The sequence below is a fragment of the Massilia sp. MP_M2 genome, from assembly GCF_039123635.1.
Lineage (GTDB): Bacteria > Pseudomonadota > Gammaproteobacteria > Burkholderiales > Burkholderiaceae_D > Telluria.
On the sequence record NZ_JBCHJF010000017.1, the window covers coordinates 18509 to 38542 of the forward strand.

Annotated in this window: 14 protein-coding genes and 1 other RNA gene; 11 read left to right on the forward strand and 4 right to left on the reverse strand. The window is 64.7% G+C overall.

What is annotated here, in order from left to right; translation table 11 throughout:
• Nucleotides 1-32: 32 nt before the first annotated feature.
• From ribBA to nusB, 3 genes are read left to right on the forward strand one after another with little or no spacing between them, the layout of a single operon-like run.
• Nucleotides 33-1145, forward strand: coding sequence for a bifunctional 3,4-dihydroxy-2-butanone-4-phosphate synthase/GTP cyclohydrolase II (gene ribBA, locus RCH14_RS23695; protein WP_343028565.1), 1113 nt, complete (start codon nt 33-35; stop codon nt 1143-1145).
• A gap of 33 nt (nt 1146-1178) precedes the next feature.
• Nucleotides 1179-1658, forward strand: coding sequence for a 6,7-dimethyl-8-ribityllumazine synthase (gene ribH, locus RCH14_RS23700; protein WP_343028566.1), 480 nt, complete (start codon nt 1179-1181; stop codon nt 1656-1658).
• A gap of 19 nt (nt 1659-1677) precedes the next feature.
• Nucleotides 1678-2148, forward strand: coding sequence for a transcription antitermination factor NusB (gene nusB / locus RCH14_RS23705; RefSeq protein ID WP_332529834.1), 471 nt, complete (start codon nt 1678-1680; stop codon nt 2146-2148).
• A 352-nt stretch (nt 2149-2500) separates the two neighbouring features.
• Here nusB and RCH14_RS23710 read toward each other — a convergent pair whose 3' ends face one another.
• Nucleotides 2501-3409: a transglycosylase SLT domain-containing protein gene (locus RCH14_RS23710; RefSeq protein ID WP_407070111.1), complete on the reverse strand. Its 909-nt coding sequence runs from the start codon at nt 3407-3409 to the stop codon at nt 2501-2503.
• 517 nt (nt 3410-3926) lie between these two features.
• On the opposite strand from RCH14_RS23710, the gene ubiD reads away from it, so the two are divergent.
• The 7 genes from ubiD to RCH14_RS23745 all read left to right on the forward strand — a co-directional run bounded on the left by ubiD (nt 3927) and on the right by RCH14_RS23745 (nt 12610).
• Nucleotides 3927-5411: a 4-hydroxy-3-polyprenylbenzoate decarboxylase gene (gene ubiD, locus RCH14_RS23715; RefSeq protein WP_343028568.1), complete on the forward strand. Its 1485-nt coding sequence runs from the start codon at nt 3927-3929 to the stop codon at nt 5409-5411.
• A gap of 69 nt (nt 5412-5480) precedes the next feature.
• Nucleotides 5481-5579, forward strand: an RNA gene (gene ffs / locus RCH14_RS23720) — signal recognition particle sRNA small type.
• Nucleotides 5580-5776: 197 nt separating this feature from the next.
• Nucleotides 5777-7996 (forward strand): DNA polymerase III subunit gamma/tau, encoded by a 2220-nt coding sequence (locus RCH14_RS23725; RefSeq protein WP_343028569.1) that lies wholly within the window; start codon nt 5777-5779, stop codon nt 7994-7996.
• A 28-nt stretch (nt 7997-8024) separates the two neighbouring features.
• Nucleotides 8025-8354 carry a YbaB/EbfC family nucleoid-associated protein gene (locus RCH14_RS23730; RefSeq protein ID WP_183550557.1) on the forward strand — a complete coding sequence of 110 codons (330 nt, stop codon included), beginning with the start codon at nt 8025-8027 and terminating at the stop codon, nt 8352-8354.
• A 59-nt stretch (nt 8355-8413) separates the two neighbouring features.
• Nucleotides 8414-9004, forward strand: coding sequence for a recombination mediator RecR (gene recR / locus RCH14_RS23735; RefSeq protein ID WP_343028570.1), 591 nt, complete (start codon nt 8414-8416; stop codon nt 9002-9004).
• Nucleotides 9005-9159: 155 nt separating this feature from the next.
• Nucleotides 9160-10128 (forward strand): IS1595 family transposase, encoded by a 969-nt coding sequence (locus tag RCH14_RS23740; RefSeq protein WP_343028571.1) that lies wholly within the window; start codon nt 9160-9162, stop codon nt 10126-10128.
• A 76-nt stretch (nt 10129-10204) separates the two neighbouring features.
• The gene (locus RCH14_RS23745; protein WP_343028572.1) at nt 10205-12610 is read left to right on the forward strand and encodes a penicillin acylase family protein; all 2406 of its coding nucleotides are present in this window, start codon (nt 10205-10207) and stop codon (nt 12608-12610) included.
• A 20-nt stretch (nt 12611-12630) separates the two neighbouring features.
• Here RCH14_RS23745 and RCH14_RS23750 read toward each other — a convergent pair whose 3' ends face one another.
• From RCH14_RS23750 to RCH14_RS23760, 3 genes are all read right to left on the reverse strand, one after another.
• Entirely contained in the window at nt 12631-14799 is a 2169-nt protein-coding gene (locus RCH14_RS23750) for an EAL domain-containing protein (RefSeq protein ID WP_343028573.1), read from the reverse strand.
• 1 nt (nt 14800) lies between these two features.
• Nucleotides 14801-17713, reverse strand: coding sequence for a response regulator (locus RCH14_RS23755; RefSeq protein ID WP_343028574.1), 2913 nt, complete (start codon nt 17711-17713; stop codon nt 14801-14803).
• A 502-nt stretch (nt 17714-18215) separates the two neighbouring features.
• Nucleotides 18216-18851 (reverse strand): NAD(P)H-dependent oxidoreductase, encoded by a 636-nt coding sequence (locus RCH14_RS23760; protein WP_343028575.1) that lies wholly within the window; start codon nt 18849-18851, stop codon nt 18216-18218.
• Nucleotides 18852-18947: 96 nt separating this feature from the next.
• On the opposite strand from RCH14_RS23760, the gene RCH14_RS23765 reads away from it, so the two are divergent.
• Complete coding sequence (locus RCH14_RS23765) at nt 18948-19874, forward strand: LysR family transcriptional regulator (RefSeq protein WP_343028576.1); 927 nt, start codon at nt 18948-18950, stop codon at nt 19872-19874.
• Nucleotides 19875-20034 lie beyond the last annotated feature (160 nt).

Sequence of the window (20034 nt, forward strand, 5' to 3'; positions counted from 1 at the left end):
TTACGCAAAACCCCCGTTTCAAGGAATCTTGTATGTCCATTTCCAGCACTGAGGAAATCGTTGCCGAACTGCGCGCCGGTCGCATGGTGATCCTGGTCGACGAAGAAGATCGCGAAAACGAAGGCGACCTCGTGCTTGCAGCCGATTTCGTCACGCCCGAGGCAATCAATTTCATGATCCGCCATGCCCGTGGCCTGGTCTGCCTGACCCTGACCGAAGAGCGCTGCGACCAGTTGGCCCTGCCGATGATGACGTCGAAAAACGGCACCTCGTTCGGCACCAATTTCACCGTGTCGATCGAAGCGGCCGATGGCGTGACCACCGGCATCTCGGCGGCTGACCGCGCGCGCACCATCCAGGTGGCCGTGCACAAGAGCACCGTGCCCGATGACCTGGTGCAACCGGGCCACATCTTCCCGCTGCGCGCCCAGAAGGGCGGCGTCCTGATGCGTGCCGGCCATACCGAAGCCGGTTGCGACCTGACGCAGATGGCTGGCCTGTCACCTGCCTCGGTGATCTGCGAGATCATCAAGGAAGACGGCACCATGGCGCGCCTGCCCGACCTGATCGAGTTCGCCAGGGAGCACGGGCTCAAGATCGGCACCATCGCCGACCTGATCCATTACCGCAGCCAGAACGAATGCCTCGTCGAGCGCATTGCCGAACGCGCGCTCTCGACCGAAGCGGGCGAGTTCAAGCTGGTGGCGTTTCGCGACGCACCGAGCGGCTCGGCCCACCTGGCGCTCGTGCATGGCGAGCTGTCGCCTGAAAAAGAAGCGCTCGTGCGCGTGCACCAGCCGGTCTCGATCCTCGACCTGCTGGAAAACCGCGCCACCACCCACTCGTGGGACATGTCCGCGGCCATGCGCACGATCAAGGCCAGCGACGCTGGCGTGATCGTGTTGCTCAATTGCGGTGAGACGGCCGAGCAATTGTTCGCGCAACTGGCGCCGCAAGACGCACGGGGCAACCGCGCCGGCGCACGCGCCGCGTCGATGGACCTGCGCACTTACGGCATTGGCGCCCAGATCCTGCGCGCGCTGGGCGTGCGCAAGATGCAGCTGCTGGCCAATCCACGCAAGATGCCGTCGATGGCCGGGTTCGACCTGGAAGTGACCGGCTACGTGCCGCGCCCCGACGCCTGAACCATCCAATTTAACCAATACAAGAGGTCAGTCATGACGGTAGGAACTTTTGAAAGCAATATGCAGGGCGAAGACCTGCGCATCGGTATCGTGCAGGCCCGCTTCAACGAGACCGTGGGCAACGGCCTGCTGTCGTCGTGCCTGGCGGAGCTGAAGCGCCTGGGCGTGGCCGACGAGGACATCCTGCACGTGACCGTGCCGGGCGCGCTCGAGGTGCCGCTGGCGCTGCAGCGCATGGCCGTGACCGAACAATTCGACGCGCTGATCGCGCTGGGCGCGGTCATCCGCGGTGAAACCTACCACTTCGAGCTGGTGTCGAACGAATCGGGCGCGGGCATCACCCGCATTGGCCTCGATTACGGTCTCCCGATCGCCAATGCGATCCTGACCACCGAGAACGATGCGCAGGCCGAAGTCCGCATGGCCGAAAAAGGTGCTGACGCTGCGCGCGTCGCCGTCGAAATGGCCAACCTGCTGATGGCGCTGGACGAGCTGGTGCCAGAGGACGAATAACAATAAAGGCAAGAGAATAATGACTGACAAGAATATGCACGCCAACCCGAGCAAGAACCGCACGCCGCGCCACCGCGCGCGCGAGTTCGCGCTCCAGGGGCTGTACCAATGGCTGCTGAACAATGAGCCGGCACGCATCGTGGCGGCCAATATTCGCAGCGCCCATGGTTTCGACAAGGCCGACAGCGATTTCTTCTCGGCCCTGCTCAATGGCGCGATCAGCACCTCGGTCGAGCTGCGCGAGTCGATCGCCCCGCTGATCGACCGTTCGATCGCCGAGCTGTCGCCGATCGAACACGCCGTTCTGCTGTTGGGCGCGTACGAACTGAAGAACCATCCGGAAGTGCCGTACCGCGTCGTGATCAACGAAGCGGTCGAGCTGACCAAGTCGTTTGGCGGTATCGACGGCCACAAGTACGTCAACGGCGTGCTGGACAAACTGGCCCAGCGCCTGCGTCCTGACGAAGCGGCGGGCGATCAGCGCCGCTGATCGCGTAGCTTGCGCTATTTAAAAAAGCCACCGTGCGCAAGCCGGTGGTTTTTTTATTGGGCACTCGCCTGCGCACCGGGCGTAAAAAAACCACCGCCGCAGCGACAATGCCGTTCAGTTAACACAGCCGGGGTCAGGTCTGACATTCAGACACGACCTCAGCCTTAGCCACTTCCAGTGGTGTCTTGCCCAGTATTAGCATGGCGCGGTGCCAGCGAATGCCGACTATCCAACTGACGAGATCGTGTCCGAATGTCAGACCTGACCCCCGCTTTTTTGTTGGGCGCTCGCCTGCGCGCCGGGCGTAAAAAAACCACCGCCGCAGCGATGGTTTTGTGGTGCGCAGTCGAGTTTACAGACCGGCCAATGCGTCAGTAGCGACAACCGGCGCGGTCGCGGCTGTCGTTGCTTCCGGCACCGGCTTTGCGTCCGGCTTGACCGTGTCGGCTTCCGGCTGCTTGCTGACGACGACCGGCGTCGACGTTGGCGCTGGTGTGTTGCGCTTGAGTGCCGGCACGTTCTGGCCCTTGGCAACCTGGTTCAGCAGGCGGTACTCGTTGATGACCTTCGCGCCGTAGCCCTGGTCGCTGTCCATGTCGGCAGCGCCCACATAGGTCTTCAGGCCGCCTTCGATCGAACCGGTGCGCTTGACGTAGTCTTTCAGGATCAAGGCGCCGACACGGATGTTGGCCACGGGATTGAGGGCTGCCTGCTGACCGCCGACTTTCTCGAACTTGTCGTGGTGGACCTTGGCCATCACTTGCATCAGGCCCTTGGCGCCCATGGCGCTTTCGGCAAACGGGTTCAGGCCCGACTCAATGGCCATCACCGCCAGGATTAGCAGCGGATCGAGTTTCAGATCGTGCGCCGTCACGTAGGCGGTCGAGACCAGCATATTGGCGGCGTCGCTGGCGACGCGGTAACGCTTCGACAGCCATTTGGTCACGTACTGCTGCTGCTTGCTGTTGCCAAGCGTGGCGGACGACGTACCCATGTGGGTCGTTTCAACGGCAACTGCCTGGGCCGTGGCGTGCATTGCAGGCACGACGCTAACCGCTGGTGCTGCCGACATGGTGGCAACGACAACCGGTTGCGGATGCAGCATCTCGGAGACGCGCTTGGCAACGCTGTCGTTGGAGTAGATCAGGGCCATCAAAGCGACTGCGCTGAGACCGAATACGGTCAAGGTAGAACGCGCAGTTTGTACAACACTGCGTGCCGTTTTTGTCACGGATGATACCGTGATGGGCTGGCTGGCCATGGAATGCATGAGCTTTGCGCTCATGATAAAACGATGAAACATCGAATTTCCCCTTGTCGCGGCGAAAAGAAGCCCGTCGTCGCGCCGGAGGCGTTACGTAGGGTACTCTGGACCGTGCATCAGAAAATCGTTTGTCGCCGCGACGCGGCCGACTAACGCCGTCATTGCCTTGCTTCAGCTGGCTGCCGTCCAACATGGGGACTGGTGCCAGTGGCTCAACAACTGTGTCGGGGGAGTGGGCAGACGCCCGTTGAAAACACTCCTACAATGTCATGTGGGGCCCCGACCCCGTGAATGCATGAGAACAGCTAAAATTATGTCAAAAAAAAGTATGGCTGCCTCATGAAGTAGGACGGATTGTAGGGGCGAGCTTATATCAAGTCAACCCTAGCACAACTGTTCTATATTACTTTCAGTTATTAAGAGGGTACTGATGAGCGTGAAACACTTGTCGAATCAATCACTTGGCGGCGTCGCTTCACTAATGTTCTGCAACCGAAGAAAAGCTTAAAACCTGATGAAATATACAGATCTGCGTGATTTTATGGCCCAATTGGAGCGCATGGGTGAGCTCAAACGTGTCGATTTTCCTGTCTCGCCCCATCTTGAAATGACCGAAGTGTGCGACCGCACGTTGCGTGCCGAGGGTCCCGCGCTGCTGTTTTCCAAGCCGACCGGGCACACCATTCCGGTGCTTGCCAATCTGTTTGGCACGCCAAAGCGGGTGGCGTTGGGGATGGGAGCGAGCGATGTGAGCGAGCTGCGCCGCATCGGCCACGTGCTGGCGCGCCTGAAGGAACCCGAGCCGCCAAAGGGCTTCGCCGACATCATGGGCATGGGCTCCCTCGTCAAGGCGGTGTGGGACATGGCGCCAAAAGAGGTCAAGGGCGCGTCATGCCAGGAGATCGTCTGGGAGGGGCAGGATGTCGATCTGGCCCGCCTGCCGATCCAGCATTGCTGGCCCGGTGACGTCGCACCGTTGATCACCTGGGGCCTGGTCATTACCAAGGGCCCGAACAAGAAGCGCCAGAACCTGGGCATCTACCGTCAGCAGGTGCTGGGGCGCAATAAGGTCATCATGCGCTGGCTGGCGCACCGTGGCGGCGCGCTCGATTTTCGCGAGCACACGCTGTCGAATCCGGGCAAGCCGTATCCGATCGCCGTGGCGCTGGGCGCCGATCCGGCCACGATCCTGGGTGCGGTGACGCCGGTGCCCGATTCGCTGTCCGAATACCAGTTCGCCGGCTTGCTGCGCGGCAGCCGCACGACGCTGACGAAGGCGATCGGCAGCGATCTGCGCGTGCCGGCGTCAAGCGAGATCGTGCTGGAAGGGCATATCTATCCGGATGCGAATCACCCGACCGGTTTCGAGCATGCGCTCGAGGGGCCCTATGGCGACCACACCGGCTACTATAATGAACAGGATAGTTTCCCGGTGTTTACCATCGACCGCATCACGATGCGGCGCGACCCGATCTACCACTCGACCTACACCGGCAAACCGCCGGACGAGCCGGCCGTGCTGGGCGTGGCGCTCAATGAAGTGTTCATTCCCCTGTTACAGAAACAGTTCACCGAGATCACCGACTTCTACCTGCCGCCGGAAGGCTGCAGCTACCGCATGGCGGTCGTGCAGATGAAGAAGCAGTACGCGGGCCACGCCAAGCGTGTCATGTTCGGCGTCTGGAGTTTCCTGCGCCAGTTCATGTATACCAAGTTCATCGTGGTGGTGGACGAGGACGTCAATGTGCGTGACTGGAAAGAAGTGATCTGGGCGATCACGACCCGCGTCGATCCGACCCGCGACACGCTGCTGGTCGATAATACGCCAATCGATTACCTGGACTTCGCCTCGCCGATCAGTGGCCTGGGCAGCAAGATGGGCATTGACGCGACCAATAAATGGCCGGGCGAGACCAACCGCGAATGGGGTACGCCGATCGTGATGGCACCGGACGTCAAGGCGCGCGTGGATGCGATCTGGCAAGAGCTGGGCATCTGATGACCATGGCCGGCGCTTGACGGTGCCGGCCATTTCCCCAAACCGCGTGCGTGCGGTATAATTCGGGCTGGCGGGCCCCTGCGCATTGCGGCATGGTTTACCTGGTCAGGTCGGGAACGAAGCAGCCAAAGCCGTTCACCGCAAGTGCCGCAGATCAGGCTCGCCTCTTTCGTTCTTCTTCGCTGTAGTTCGCGTCTATAGTTCCAGTCTGTTTTTCTCTTCCGTATTTTCCGTCTGCCCCCGTTTCTGCATCGCGTTTGTCAGCGCGGCTTCCTCACGTCCACCGCCAGCGCCGCCTGCGCGCCTGTGTGCCAGCGCGTCCGTCGAATGTTCGCGGCGACCGTCATCTGCGGTAAAATCGTGGCATGTCCTATCAAGTCCTCGCCCGCAAATACCGTCCCAAGAATTTCGATACGCTGGTTGGCCAGGAGCACGTCGTTCGTGCACTGAGCCATGCCCTGCGCACCGGGCGGCTGCACCACGCCTATCTGTTTACGGGCACGCGCGGGGTCGGCAAGACCACGCTGTCGCGCATCCTGGCCAAGTCGCTCAATTGCATTGGTCCGGACGGGCAGGGCGGCATCACCGAGCAGCCCTGCGGCGTCTGTGAAGCCTGCGTTGCCATCGACGCCGGCCGCTTCGTCGACTACATCGAGATGGATGCGGCGTCCAACCGCGGCGTCGACGAAATGGCGCAGCTGCTTGAACAGGCGGTCTACGCGCCAAGCAATGCGCGCTTCAAGGTCTACATGATCGATGAGGTGCACATGCTGACGAACCACGCGTTCAATTCGATGCTCAAGACGCTCGAAGAACCGCCGCCGCACGTCAAGTTCATCCTCGCCACCACCGACCCGCAAAAAATCCCGGTAACGGTGCTGTCGCGCTGCCTGCAGTTCAACCTCAAGCAGATGCCGCCGGGGCATATCGTCGGCCACCTCGAGGATATTCTGGGGCAAGAGGGCGTCACGTTCGAGCAGCCCGCCTTGCGCCTGCTGGCGCAAGGCGCGCACGGGTCGATGCGCGATGCGCTGTCGCTGACCGACCAGGCCATCGCGTATGCCGCGGGCCAGGTCACGCTGGAATCGGTGCAGGGCATGCTCGGCGCGCTCGACCAGTCGTACCTGGTGCGCCTGCTCGATGCGCTCGCCGCGCAGGACGGCGCCGACCTGATGGCAGTGGCCGACGAAATGGCCAGCCGCAGCCTCTCGTACAACGGCGCTTTGCAAGACCTGGGCACGCTGCTGCACCGCGTCGCGCTCGCGCAATCGGTGCCGGGCGCGGTGCCGCAAGACTTGCCCGAGCTGGCCGACATCATGCGTCTGGCTGGCCTGTTCGAGCCGCAAGAGGTGCAGCTGTATTACCAGATCGTCGTGCATGGCCGTAACGAGATCGGGCTCGCGCCCGACGAATACGCGGGCTTTACCATGACGCTCTTGCGCATGCTCGCCTTTCGCCCCGGCCAGGGCGGCGCCGAGGTCCAGGCCCCGCCCGCCGCCGCACCGATCAACGTGCCCGGCGCCCGTGCCGCCGCCGCCGCAGCGAGCCATGCAGCGGTGACGCCGCGCGCCGCTGCACCAGCTACTGCGCCGGCTACCGCGCCGGCTGCTGCAGCGATGCCGGCGGCACCTGCGCCACGTCCGGCGTCGCCACCGCCACCGATGCCGGCCGCACCCACCAGCGCCTCTGCACCCGGCGCGCCACCGATGACGTCAGCGCGGGCTGCGATTAATGCAGCGCTGGAAGCTGCGCGCGCCGGTTCTGGCATGCGTTCGGGCGGCAACAGGCGTCCCGAATCGGCGCCTGCCGCCGACGCTGCGCCGCCGCCTCAGCGGCCATCAGCGCCTGCCGCGCCGGGTCCGGGCGCGACGATGCACGCTGCGTCAGCGGCGCCGCAAAGCCGGCCCGCGCCGCCATGGGATGGCGGCGGCCAGCAGGCCGTCGCGCAATCCGTTGCACCGGCGCAGGCGCAGGCGATTGCACCGCCGCAGCCGGCGCTGCGCGCCCAGCAGCCGCCCGAGGACGACGTGCCATCCTGGGTCACCGAGTTTTCGGACGACACGGCCGTGGCCACCGTCACCACCGAGGCGGCGCCAGCCGTCGCAGTCGCGCCGTCCGTGGCCGCCGCTGTGCGTGCGCCGCGCGTGGCGCCGCATGCCTACGTTGTCACGCCGGTCCCCGAGATCGACTGGGACGGCAACTGGCCGGCGCTGGCCGGCAGCCTGCCGCTACGGGGCGTGGCCCAGCAACTGGCGCTGCAGACCGAGCTGGTCGCGTGCGAAGCGCGCGACAACGCCGTGACGTTCCGCCTGCGCGTGCCGGTCGATACGCTGCGCGCCAGCGGCAACAGCGAGAAGCTGGCGGCGGCGCTGCAAGAGCATTTCCCGAACCTGCGCGTGAGCGTGGAGTCCGACATCGGCCCGGTGTGGTACACCGCCGGGGCCGAACAGAAAGCGGCGCGCGAGGCGCGCCAGCGCGAGGCAGAGGCTCTGGTCGCGGCCGACCCGTTCGTGCAGGAACTCGAGCAACGCTTCGATGCGTTCGTCGTGCCCGGCTCGGTCAAGATCGCCCCATCCAATCAATAACGACAACCCCTATTTGGAGAACCACACCATGATGAAGAACCAGCTCGCAGGCTTGATGAAACAGGCGCAAGCCATGCAGGACAACATGAAGAAGGCGCAGGAAGCGCTGGCCCTGGTCGAAGTCGAAGGCCAGTCGGGCGCCGGCCTCGTCAAGGTGGTCATGACCTGCAAGAACGACGTCAAGCGCGTCACCATCGACCCGTCGCTGCTCGGCGACGACCGCGATATGCTGGAAGACCTGGTGGCCGCCGCGTTCAACGACGCGTCGCGCAAGGCCGAAGCCACTGCCGCCGAAAAAATGAGCGGCGTGACCGCCGGCATGCCGGGCCTGCCGCCTGGCTTCAAGATGCCTTTCTGATCCCAGGATGATGCGGTCGTGCCGGCGCCATGCCGGCGGGCCGCTTTGTTCACGCATCCATGTCGACATCCCTCGAATTTCTGATTGAATCGCTCCGGCGCCTGCCCGGCGTGGGCCCCAAATCCGCCCAGCGCATGGCGTTTCACCTGCTCCAGCATGACCGCGAGGGCGCGGCGCAACTGTCGCGCGCGCTGTACCAGGCGGTCGACACGGTGCACCACTGCATCAAGTGCAATACCTTCTCCGACGTCGAGATCTGCGACCTGTGCGCCGATCCCGAGCGCGACCACACCTTGTTGTGTGTGGTCGAAACGCCAGCCGACCAGTTGATGGTCGAACAGACGCTGACCTGGCGCGGCCTGTATTTCGTCCTGATGGGGCGCCTGTCGCCGCTGGACGGCATCGGGCCGCGCGACCTGCACCTGGAAAAGCTGGTAACGCGCGCCACCGACGAGGTGGTGGGCGAAGTGGTGCTGGCCACCAATTTCACCAACGAGGGTGAAGCGACGGCGCATTACATCAGCGAAATGCTCAAGGCACGCGGACTGAAGGTCAGCCGGCTCGCGCGTGGCGTGCCGGTCGGCGGCGAACTCGAGTACGTGGATGCGGGCACGATCGCGCGTGCGATGCTTGATCGGCGCAGCACGTAGGTGGCATTGCCGGCAGACTCCCGACGAGGCCCGCTTACGCGGGCCTCGTTTCTTTTGGCGCAGTCAACGTTAAATAGAGATTCACCGTGAACTGCACTGTGAACTGACGAGCAGTTCAGTGGTCCAACCCCTGTCCCCAGCGTCAGGAGTCGACCATGAAAGCGCCACGTTTCAAAGGCTGGTTCGCAAAACTGCCTTCCCTGAACCTGCTCCAGCACCGGCGGGTGCTTGAGGGCCTGCATCCTGCGGTCGGGCTCGATCAGGTAGTCACGCTCATCAGTGAGGTCAGAGCGCCGCGCCGCTGCTGTCCCAGATGCGGCAACGAGCGCTGCTACCGGCACGGGTTCGCCAACGATTTGCAGCGCTACAGATGCTGCGCCTGCGGCCGCACCTTTAACGACCTGACCGGCACGCCACTGGCGCGGCTCAGGCTCAAGGCCAAATGGCTCGCGTATTCGCAGGTCATGCTCGATTCACTCTCCGTGCGCAAGGCGGCAGATCGGGTCGGCGTACACCGCAACACGGCCTTTCGATGGCGCCACCGCTTCCTGCATTGGGCCAAGCTCGATCGGCCAGCAGCCCTCAATGGCATCGTCGAGGCCGGCGAAACCTTTCTGCTCGAATCACAAAAAGGTTCGCGCACGCTCAAGCGGCCACCGCGCCGCCGCGGCGGCCGGGCTGCCAAACGGGGCATTTCCAGCGAACTGGACTGTATTCTGGTGGCGCGCGACCGCAACGGGGGCACCATCGATGCAGTCACCGGTCGGGGCGCACTCACCGTCGCGCAGCTCGAACGTGATCTGCTTCCCAGGCTCGATGTGCAGGCACTGCTGGTGAGCAATAGCCATGTCGCCTACCGCGCCTTTGCACGCAAGCACAGGATTGGGCATGCGGCAGTCAACCTGCGTGCTGGCGTGCGCTTGAGGCACTTGGGCAGTCGTGCGATCCACGTGCAGAACGTACACGCCTACCACCAGCGTTTCAAGACCTGGCTACTGCGCTTTCATGGCGTGGCGTCGTGCTATCTGCCGAATTACCTGGGCTGGCGTTGGGCGCTGGATGGCGAACGGGTCATTGCGCCAGAGCACTTGCTTCGTATCGCAGTCAGGGTCATCAATAGATAACGCTTACTGCGCCTTTCTTTCTGGCACAGTTTTCTGGCAACATACGCAGCACTTGGGTAGCACTCACGGAGACACGATGCAGGGATGGAAAAAATGGACGTTGCGCGGCCTTGTCGCGTTGCTGGGCCTCGTGCTGCTGCTACTCCTGGGCGCCTGGCTGTTCCTGCGCGCCAGCCTGCCGCAGCTCGACGGCGCGCGCCAGGCGGCTGGCCTGTCGGCCGACGTGCGCATCGAGCGTGATGCGAGCGGCGTACCCCTGATCACCGGTGCCACACGGCTCGATGTGGCCTATGCGACCGGTTTCGTGCACGCCCAGGAGCGCTTCTTCCAGATGGACTTGCTGCGCCGCACGGCAAGTGGCGAGCTGGCCGAGCTGTTCGGTCCACGCGCCTTGCCCCTGGACCGCGCCAACCGGCTGCACCGTTTCGCCGCCCGCGCCCAGGCCACGTTCGCGCGCCTGGCGCCGGCCGAGCGCGCGCTGCTCGAGCGCTACGCCACCGGTGTCAATGCCGGCCTGGCGGCGCTTGGCGCGCGGCCGTTCGAATATGCGCTGACCGGCGCAGCGCAGCGTCCGTGGCGCGGCGCCGATTCGCTGCTCGTCGTCTGGGCCATGTACATCGACCTGCAAGGCATGCAAGCGTCGCGCGAACTCGCGCGCGGCTGGCTGCGCGAGCACAGCGACGCCGCACAACTGGCGTTCCTGCTGCCCGAAGCGACAAATTTCGACACCACGCTCGATGGCGGCGCGCCGCCGGCGCCGGCCGCGATGCCGGCACGTGCGCCAGCCTGGTGGGGTGGGGCGCCGAATGCGCAGGATGCGCCCGTCAAGCTGGCCGGCCTGGACGTGACGGATTCCGTCGGCAGCAACAACTACGCGCTTGCCGGCAGCCGCAGCACGAATGGCGCAGCCATCGTCGCCGATGACATGCATCTTGGCCTGCAGCTGCCGAACATCTGGTACCGGCTGGCGCTGCGCTTTCCCGATCCGGGCGCGCCCGGAGGCCAACGGCGCCTGGTCGGCGTGAGCCTGCCCGGCGCGCCGCCTTCGGTCATCGTCGGCAGCAATGGCCAGGTGGCGTGGGCTTTCACCAACAGCTACGCCGATGCGCTCGACCTGGTCGAACTGGGTGTCGACGCGGCGCGCGCGGGCCAGTTCAAGGTGGCGGGAAAGTGGGAAACGCCGCAGGAACACGTCGAGTCGATTCTGGTAAAAGGTGCGCCGGCCGAACGGATGGTCATTCGCGAGACGTCGCTCGGCCCGATCCGCGAGGTCGCCGGCCGCAGCTACGCGGTGCACTGGATCGCGCACGATCCGGCGGCGTTGAACATGCATCACATCAGGCTCGAGTCCAGCGCCACGCTGGCTGCAGCGCTGGACACGGCAGCAAGCGATGGCATCCCGGCGCAAAATTTCGTGGCCGGCGACACGCAGGGGAACATCGGCTGGACGATCGCCGGCCTGCTGCCGCAGCGCGCTACCGCACCGCTCGCGACGACGTTTCCACTGACGCCAGATGGCGCAACGCCCACCTGGACGGGCACGCTGCCGTATGCGGCGTATCCGCGCGTGGTCAATCCCGCCAACGGCCAGCTCACCACCGCCAACAGCCGCCAGTTGATGGGCGCCGGTTACGCGCTGCTGGGCGACGGCGGCTACGACCTGGGCATGCGCAACCGCCAACTGCACGACGGCCTGGTGGCGCTGGGCGCGCAGACCGACGTGCGGCGCGCGTTCGATGCGGCGCTGGATGACCGGGCGCTCCTGATCAGCGCATGGCGTGAGCGCGCGCTGGCCGCGCTCGACGAGCGCGCGCTGGCAGGGCATCCGGCGCGGGCCGAGTTCCGGCGCCTGCTCGAGACCAGCTGGGATGGCCGGGCCAGTGTGAACTCGGTCGGCTACCGTCTCGCGCGCGATTTTCTGTGGGCGCTGCACGATCTGCTGTACGGCGGCGCCAACCTGGCGCTGAAGGATCTCGACCCGAAAGCCAGCGTCGCCGGCGCCAGCGCGCGCTGGCCGGCCGTGGTGGCGCGCCTGCTCGACACACGGCCTGCGCTCTGGCTGCCGCCGGGTTACGCCGATTGGCAGGCGCTGCAAGTGGCCGCGGTGGACCGCGCAATCGCGGCGCTGAACGACGCCGGCACGCCGCTGGCGCAAGCCACCTGGGGCCAGCGCAACACGGCAGGCGTCGCGCATCCGATCAGCATGGCAGTGCCGGCGCTGCGGCCCTGGCTGGCCGCACCGGCCGACCAGCTGGCCGGCGACGCGCACATGCCACGCGTGGCGGGACCGAAGTTCGGCCAGTCCGAACGTCTGGTCGTGTCGCCGGGTCGGGAAGAAGAGGGTTTGTACAATATGCCGGGCGGGCAGAGCGGGCATCCGTTGTCGCCGTTTTTCATGACCGGCCACCAGGCCTGGGTCGATGGCAAGCCCACGCCATTGTTGCCGGGGGCGGCGCGCTACACGCTGCGCCTTCATCCTTGAACTAGCCGGCGCTGCCGGCCTTACCTGGCCGGCAGCACCAGCTGGACGACCTGCAGCAGCTCGGTGATCGTCTCGGCGCTGGACGGGTGGCCAAGATAGTAGCCCTGCACCATATCGCAGCCATACTCCTCGAGCAGCAGCAGTTGTTCGCCCGTCTCGACCCCTTCGGCCACCACCACCATCTTCAGCCCGTGCGCCATCGCGATGATCGCGCGCGTGATGGCCGCGTTTTCGGAATCCTGCGGCAGTCCGGCAATGAAGCTGCGATCGATTTTCAATGCGCGCACGTCGAAGCGTTTCAGGTAGTTCATCGACGAATACCCGGTGCCGAAGTCGTCGATCGACAGGTGCACACCGATATTGCGCAGGCGTTCGAGCGTGACCATCGTGGCGCGCGCATCGTCCATCAGCGTGCCTTCGGTCAGCTCCAGTTCGAGCAGGCGCGGTTCGAGCCCCGTGTCGAGCAGCGCCGAGAGCACGATCTGCGACAGGTTCTCGTCCTTGAACTGCTTGGCTGACAGGTTGACCGCGATGCGCAGCATGCGCTGCGTCAGGCGTTGCCATGTGCGCGCCTGGCGGCAGGCGGTGCGCAGCACCCATTCGCCGATCGGCACGATCAGGCCCGTCTCTTCGGCCAGCGGAATGAATTCGGTCGGTGCGATCAGACCCCGCTCGGGATGGCGCCAGCGCACCAGCGCTTCGACGCCGACGATCTCGGCGCTGGCCACGTCGCGCTGCGGCTGGTACACCAGATACAGCTCGTCGTTCTGCAGGGCGCGCCGCAGACCAACCTCGAGCTTCACGTGGCTCATGATCTGCATCGTCAGCGATGAGCTGTACAGCTTGGCGTTGTTCTTGCCGCAGCTCTTGGCGTGGTACATCGCGGTGTCGGCAAACTTGAGTAGCGATACGCAATCGTCGCCGTCTTCCGGGAACAGCGAGATGCCGATGCTGGCCGTGACGAAGATCTCGTTGCCTTCGATGATGAACGAGCGCCGCATCGCTTCCTTCACCCGGTGCGCGACATTGAGCGCGTGTTCGACCCGTTCCAGATCGGGTATCAGGATCGTGAATTCGTCGCCGCCCAGGCGCGCCAGGTTGCTGGCGCTGTTCCCGTCGCCTTCGCCGTATGCTTCGCCACCATCGCCGCGCGAGACCAGGTCGCTCGGGCGCGTGGTGTCGCGCAGGCGCTCTGACACCATCTTGAGCAGCTGGTCGCCGGCGTTGTGGCCCAGCGTGTCGTTGATGCGCTTGAACGCGTCGAGGTCCATGAACAGCACCGCGAACTTCTTGTTGCCGATCCGCGAGCGGTGCAGCTCGCGCTCGAGCGTTTCCAGAAACGCCTGGCGGTTCGGGATCCCCGTCAAGCCGTCGCAATAGGCCAGGCGCCGGATCTGTTCTTCAGCGCGTTTGCGCTCGCTGATATCGCGCACGAGCCCCAGCACTTCGGACGCACTGGTGGCCACCAGCCGCGCCTCGAAATGCTGCGCGACGCCGAAGTCGACCAGCTCGTACTCGACCGAGCGCACCTGCTGCGTGGCCAGCACTGTTTTCATCTGTTCCAGCATGCGCATGGCGACGTCCGGCGGCAGCGTCGCGGCCAGGTGCTTGCCGATGAAGCCGGCACCGGCGCGCTCGTGCGGGGCAGGATCGATGGGGTAGTCCTGGCCGGGCCGTTCGTGACCAGGCTCGTAATCCAGATAGATGCCGTCGGCATTCAGGCGAAAGAAGGTATCGGGAATCGCCGCCAGCACGGCGCGGTTCTGGGCGTCGGCGATGCGCAGGCGGGCGATCGCGTCGCTGGCGCGCAGCACGTACAGCACGCGGTGTCCGAGGATCTGCCAGTTGATCGGCTTGGACACGAAGTCGGTCGCGCCCACTTCGTAGGCGTGGGTGACGGCTTCGATGTCGTCGCTGCCGGTCACCATGATGACCGGCACGCAGGCGCCATCGTGTTCGTCGGCGCGGATCGCGCGGCAGGCATCGAAACCGTCCATGCGCGGCATGTCGACGTCCATCAGGATCAGGTCGGGCCGGCAGTTGCGGGCCTGGTCGAGTGCATCGATGCCGTCGCCGGCCTCGATGCACGCCAGCCCGACCTGCGCCAGCATCTCGAGCATCAACAATCGCATGACCGGATCGTCGTCGGCAACCAGGACCGTCACACGCTGGGTGGGGGCGGAAGGCATGTCAGGATTCCTTTTCAAGCGATGCGTGAAGCGATAGTCGTACCGTACGAAATTCGTGTTCCAGGTCGGACAGCAGCGGAGCGCCGCTGTCCACGTTGCCGCTGCGTCCCAGCTGTTCGAGTTCGCGGCACAAGCCTGACAGGTGCACGGCGCCAATATTGGCGCTGGCCGATTTCAGGCCGTGGGCCACGCGCCGCACGCTGTCGGCGTCGCCTTCGCTCAACGCCTGGCGCAGGGCATGCAACTGGCGTGGCGTATCGCCGACGTAGGCGGCAATCACCTTGCTCACGAGCGCGTCGCCGTTATTGCGGCTCAGGGCGCGGATATTGTCCAGGGCCGCGCGGTTGATTGGATGAAGGCTTGGATCGGTGCGCGGGACAGTGCGCGGTGTAGTGCGTGACGTGGCGTGTGTGGCAGCCGGTGCAGGCATGGCTGGAGGCAGCGGCAGCGGCAGCGGCAGCGGCAGCGGCATCGCCGGTGCGATCTCGACGACCGGTTCGTCGCCATGTTCGCGCGCCGACAGCAGCGGCATCGCAATCCAGCGGCCGATAACCGTGGCCAGCTGCTGCTGGGTGAAGGGCTTGGACAGGTAGTCGTCCATGCCCGCCGCGAGGCAGGCTTCGCGGTCGCCCTGCAGCGCGTTGGCGGTAATGGCGATCACGGGCAGCCCACGCTGGCGGCCCATCTCGCGCTCGTGGCGCCGGATCTCGCCGGTGGCCGCAAAGCCGTCCATCACCGGCATCTGGCAATCCATCAGCACCGCGTCCCAGCGGCCTTCGTGCACGGCGCGCAGCGCTTCCTGGCCGTTTTTCGCGCAGACCGTTTCCAGGCCCAGGCTTTCCAGCATCGCGCGGGCGACTTCGACGTTGACCGGGTTGTCTTCGGCCAGCAGTACGCGCCGCGTGCGCCTGGCGGGATGCAGTGCGGGGCCCGGGTCGCTGGCCGCATCTGGCGGCGCAGCCGGCCGCTGCAGCCGGGCTGCCCGCACTGCCAGGCACGCGTACAGGTCGGCCGCGCGCGCCGGCTTGACGAGCTGGTAAGCCACGCCCGCTTCGCGCCGCTGCACCGGATCGGCGGCCAGCCGTTCGGGGCTGAGCAGCACCAGGTGCGTAGCGCGCGCCAGCGGTTCGGCCCGTACTGCGGCGGCCAGGGCCAGGCCGCTGGTCTCGCGCAGTTCCATGTCCAGCACCGCCGCATCGTAGGGCCGCCCGGCGCGGGCTGCGTTGACCAGCCATTCGAACGCGAGCGCGCCACCCACGTCGTCACAGCACGCATGCCATGCTGTCAGCTGCTGCACCAGCGCCTTGCGGCTCGCTTCCTGCTCGTCAATGACCAGCACGCGCAAGCCATCCAGTGTGTTCAGGTGATGGCCCGCTGCATCCGGGTCGACCCGGTGCTTGTCGAAGCTGACCGTGAACCAGAAGACCGATCCGCGCTGCTGTGCATGCTCGACGCCGATGGCGCCGTTCATCAGCTCGACCAGCTGCTTCGAAATCGCCAGTCCCAGGCCGGTGCCGCCGTACTTGCGGGTGGTCGAGTCGTCCGCCTGCGAAAAGGCGTTGAACAGGCGCGCCCGCGTTTCGCGCGAAATGCCGATGCCGGTATCGTGTACCTCGAAGCGCAGCACGACCTGTTGCGCATCTTCGCCAGCCACGCGCACGCGCGCCAGGATGCGGCCATCCTCGGTGAACTTGAGTGCGTTGCCCAGCAGGTTCGCCAGGATCTGGCGCAGCCGGTTCGGGTCGCCGCAGATCGCCACCGGGATGTCGTTGGCGATGTCGAATTCGCAGTCCAGGCCCTTGGCCGCGGCCTGCGGCGTGTAGACGTTGTGGATCTCGTCGAGAAGGTCCCACAGGTTGAAGTTGATGTATTCGATCGTCAGCTTGCCGGCTTCGATCTTGGAAAAATCGAGGATGTCGTTGATGATCACCAAGAGGTGTTCGCCCGAGCGTTTTACCAGCTGCGTGTAGTTGCGCTGGGCCTCGCTCAGGGGCGTGGCCAGCAGCATGTCCGTCATGCCCAGCACACCGTTCATCGGGGTGCGGATCTCGTGGCTCATCGTGGCCAGAAAACCGCTCTTGGCGCGGCTGGCCGCTTCGGCCGCATTCTTGGCTTTCTCGAGCTGCTCGGTGCGCACGCCGACCTGGCGTTCGAGTTCGTCGCGATGGTGCAGCAAGGCTGCGCCGCGCTCTTCGATCTGCGCCAGCATGCCGTTGAAGCTGTCGATCAGTACCCCAAGTTCATCGCTGCGCGTGTGCGGGATGCGCAGGCCGTAGTTCTGGCTGGCCGAGACCTTGTGCGCAGCCTGGATCAGTTTGGTGATCGGCTCGGCGATGCTGTGCTTGAGGCGTCCAGCCAGCACCAGCGACACCAGCAGCGCGGCGCCCATCGCCACCCCGATCACCCCGAGGCTGGCGGCGATGTCGAACCACATCGGCAACAGGTCGGCTTCGATCATCACCGCGCCCACCACCAGATCGCCATGGTGTACTGCCTGCACCACGCGCATGTGGCGCGCCAGCAGTGCGCGGCCACCGCGATTGATCCGCTCGAGCGTGCCGGCATCGATATCGTCCAGCGGCGCGAGAACGGCGACCTCGCGCCCCGGCGTGTGGTAGGCGGCGACGGGCTGGCCGAAGCGGTCGTACAGCACGGCTGCCGACACGTTCTGGCGGGCTTCGAGGGCCGACAGCGTCGTAGTGGCCTGCTTGCGGTCGACCAGCATCAGGTCGCCGGCGCAGGCCGCGCCGATGACGCGCGCAAACGCCGCCAGTTGCACGGCTTCGGCACGGCGGTGATTGTGGATGGAGGTGACGGCAAATGCGCCGAACACGAACAGCAATGCCGTCGCGGTCGAGAGCAGCGAGATGATGGTCAGCTTCCGGTTCAGGCTCGAGCGCTCGAAGTTCGGCATCGCAATTCCCGCGGTGGGCACAGCGGCATGGACCGGCACGACGCGGATCCTCCGCGCGGGCAAGAGCCCGCAGGAAAAAAATATACGGGGTAGGGGCGTGCGCGGCTTTGCGTCAACGCAAACAGGGCGGGCGAACCGGGTTCATGTTGCAATCACGCCCGAATTGAAAGGGGATGCCGCGTGAATTGGCCCATGAAAATAGGGCGGTCAAGATCATCGGGCCAAGTGAGCACGATCAAAAAAGGGCGGCACCTGGTGGTGCGGTGCGTTACCCGCTCGCCAAAAAAGTAACTAACCAACATTGTAGGCCGCCAGGACCTTAAAAGCGGTATTCAGCCCCGGGCCATGCCTGGAAAGTCTTGTGGGTGAATGCAGAGGAAGGCAGGGTCATGAATCAAGCGATACTCGGATGGTGAGTCACTCGCCTGACCATGGCTGGGTTGCGGCGCGTGCGCACGGCGACGCCGCCGCCGCCGCCCAGCAGCTTGCGGCGAAACGGGAATCAGTCGATTTCGCTGACGAACTGATCAAGCGGGCGGCGCACTTTCGCCAGGCCTGCCAGCCAATCTTCTTCGGCCTTGCGGTAGCCCACCGGCAGAATGACCACGCTACGCAGGTTGCGCTCGCCCAGCTTCAGGATGCTGTCGACCGCGGCTGGATCGAAGCCTTCCATCGGCGTGCAATCGACTTCCTCGAAGGCGGCTGCGACCATCGCCGCAGTAAAGCCGATATAGGCCTGGCGCGCTGCGTGCTCGAAGTTCACCTGTGCATCACGGCCCGGGTAGGTCGACAGCAGTTGCTGGCGGTAGGCTTCCCAGCCTTCGTTGCGGAAACCGCGCACTTCGTTGGTCAGGTCGAACATGTGGTTGATCCGCTCGGGCGTGTAATCGTCCCAGGCGGCAAAGACCAGCAGGTGAGAAGCATCGACCACCTGCGCCTGGTTCCAGGCGACGTCCTTGATCTTGGCGCGCAGCGCCTGATTCTTCACGATCAGGATTTCATAGGGCTGCAGACCAGACGACGTCGGTGCCAGGCGCGCCGCTTCGATGATCCGGTCCATCTTGTCCTGCGACACCTTGCGAGTAGGGTCCATCGCCTTGGTGGCATAGCGCCAGTTCAGTTTGTCGAGCAATTCCATGTGAATCCTTTCAAATAAAAGATTCAGCATTGTATTTTTTCTTGGCAGATAGATAAACTACGATTTAAACAAATGATTTGTTCTTGAGGAGACAAGATGGGGCGGAAATTCGATCACTTGGCCGATGTCGAGGTATTTCTCAACGTGGTCGAGCACGGTTCGTTCAGCGCAGCGGCGATCGTGCTCTCGACCACGCCTTCGGTGCTGAGTCGGGCCCTGTCGCGACTCGAAGCGCGGCTCGCCACACAATTATTGCGCCGGACCACGCGCAGCCTCAGCCTCACCGACGCCGGCCAGCGCTACGCCAACGAGGCACGCGATGCCTTCGCCCTGCTCGGGCAGGCAGAGCGGTCGATGCGCAGCACGACGGCGCAACTGAGCGGCAAGGTCCGCATGAGCGTGTCCACCGGGTACGGGCAGCAGCGCCTGCCGCCGATATTGGCAGCCTACGCGCGCGCCTATCCGCTGGTTGAACTGGACGTTGACATCACCAACCGCAACGTCGATCTGGTGGCCGAGGGATTCGACCTGGCGATCCGCTCCGGCCCACTGCCAAGCAGCACGATGGCTTCGCGCCAACTGGAAGCATCGCCGCTGTGCCTGCTGGCTGCCCCAGCTTACCTGGAGACCGCCGGATCACTCGCGACGCTCGACGACCTCGCGCGCCAGCAGTGCATCGCCTTCGTCCGGCCAAACACCGGGCGGTTGTTTCCCTGGCAGCTACGTGATGGGGGGCGCGACATTGACTGGATCCCGCCGGCGTCGGTGATGGTGTCAACCGACGCGATGGGCGTCATCTGGCTGGCCGAGCAGGGGATGGGCATCGCGCTGTGTCCCCGCCTGTTTGCGGAAGCCAGCCTGGCAGCGGGACAGCTGGTGGAGGTGCTGCCACAGCTGAGTGGACGCACGCGCGTGTTCTCGGTCGTCTACCCGGCCCACCGCGGTCTGTCAGCGGCCTCGCGCGCACTGATCGACATGCTGGTCGCAGCGCAGGCAAGTTTAAACAGCCGGGGTCAGGTCTGACATTTGGACACGAACTCTTCTTTGGTCTGTTCAGACGGGCTTGTATAAATCGGCTTTTGTTGAGCTCGTGTCTGAATGTCAGACCTCGTATATTGAAGATGCCAGCGCACCAGTAGATAATAATGGTGATGTGGCCGGTCGGGGTGACACTGTTCAGACT